This window comes from Lactobacillus sp., assembly GCF_051893255.1.
Classification (GTDB): domain Bacteria; phylum Bacillota; class Bacilli; order Lactobacillales; family Lactobacillaceae; genus Lactobacillus.
This window is the reverse complement of the sequence record NZ_JBJFHB010000090.1, coordinates 1,458-3,038: the sequence shown is the minus strand read 5'-3', so window position 1 is coordinate 3,038 and position 1,581 is coordinate 1,458. Positions and strand designations below refer to the sequence as shown.

The following is a 1,581-nucleotide window of genomic DNA, read 5'->3' as shown; positions in this document are numbered from 1 at the left end:
GCCCCCGAAGTATGTCAACCAAATCTGGTTGAGTCAATTTGGGGGCATAATTTTTGGAAAAATCGTTTGGTTGAGTCAAGTCGGGGGCGAAAAACGGGAAAAAGTAGCCTGGTTGAGTCAGAACGGGGGCGAAAAATAGGAAAATGGAGTTTGGTTGAGTCAAAATGGGGGAGTGATGCAGAAAATCTGACTCAACTGCTGGAAGTGACCTCCCAAAATTTACTCAACCGACCCCCTTTTTTAAAAAAGCATCACACAAACATACTCAAGTAGCCAGGACTCCGGCCCAAAATTTACTCAACTACTTGATTAGAAGGTTCAGTTGAGTAAGATCGTGAGTAATATTTTCGTTACTTGAGTAAGATTATGAGCCGCCTTTACCGTAGTTGAGTAATATCGTGAGCAGCATTTTCGTTACTTGAGTAAGTTTTTGTGCAGCTATTACCGCAGTTGAGTAAGATCGTGAGCAATATTTTCGTTACTTGAGTAAGATTATGAGCAGCTACTACCGCAGTTGAGTAAGATCATGAGCAGCTATCACCGTACTTGAGTAAAATCGGGTGCAAAAAAGGAGCACCGCCGCAACCACTCCCAACACCAAAAAAGGTTGTCAAACCAACGACAAACGTTGATTTGACAACCTTTTTTACATATCTAATTAAACTGGTCCCGCTTGATTTCCCGGTAAATGGCCAGGATCAAGACAAAGACGGCGGAGATGATGGCTGGGTAGACCATGCTGCCGACCTGCACCGCCTTTTCCGCCGCGGCTTGGCCCAGCTGGTTCTCCACGGCGTATTGGACGACCCAGCCGTGCATCAAGTTTGGCGTCAGGGCAAAGGAGATCGTCGCGATCAGGGATGCGACCGTCATCGTGTGCCGGGAGTACGGCTCTTTGAAGAACTGCGACAGGATGCAGAAGGCCGGGGCCAGCATCAAGAGGAAGATCCAAAAAATGATCATCGTCCCGGCGTGCGAGTTCATCATCTGCGAGCTGTTCGTTGCGTAGCGGTAAGTCCCCCAGAGCGACCCACCAGTCAGCTGGTTGAACAGGCTCAAAAAGTAGGACCCCTGCTGGCCGTAAGTCCCGTGGCTGGACAAAAGTCCTTGCACCTGGGTCAGGCTGTCCGTCGTCCCCGCGCTAGAAAAGTCGACGCTGACGATCTGCCGCATGTAGGCTGCCAGGAACATGACCGTTGACCCCAGCAGCTGCAGGGCCTTGATCATGCTCAGCTTTCTTGATGCCTTCAGCTTAAACTCCAGACTCAAAACCTGGTCTGGGTGGTGGGAGTGGCCGATCACGAAGATGCCGGCGATGACCAAGACCACGACGATGGCTAGGGCGATCCACCATTTGGCCAGGATGAAGAAGAGGGCCAGGCCCAGCATGATGACTGACACGTAGGGTCTGTCGGCAAAAATCTGCCAGAAATTTAGCTTCAAGTGCTCCCGGCTGCGGGACTGGCCCGCACTGTCCACTTGCAGGTGCTCGGCGCCCGCCTGTCTCCGTTCTTGCTGCTCTTGGTATTGTCTTCTTGAAAGTTTCGCCATAACCATCAATCCTCTCTAATTTCTAGTATT

At 50.7% G+C, this 1,581-nt stretch carries 2 protein-coding genes; one reads left to right on the top strand and one right to left on the bottom strand.

Annotated features, from left to right (window positions below):
- The coding region (locus ACI4WN_RS08525; RefSeq protein ID WP_439777813.1) for a hypothetical protein at window positions 1-273 on the top strand (273 nt) is incomplete at its 5' end.
- Window positions 274-654: 381 nt separating this feature from the next.
- Here ACI4WN_RS08525 and ACI4WN_RS08520 read toward each other — a convergent pair.
- Window positions 655-1,551, bottom strand: a complete 897-nt coding sequence (locus tag ACI4WN_RS08520; protein WP_439777812.1) for a cytochrome C5 — start codon at window positions 1,549-1,551, stop codon at window positions 655-657.
- Window positions 1,552-1,581: the final 30 nt, after the last annotated feature.

Coding starts and splice junctions, on each gene's coding strand:
- ACI4WN_RS08520 (WP_439777812.1), bottom strand. CDS start 1,551: ATGGCGAAACTTTCAAGAAGACAATACCAAGAGCAGCAAGAACGGAGA.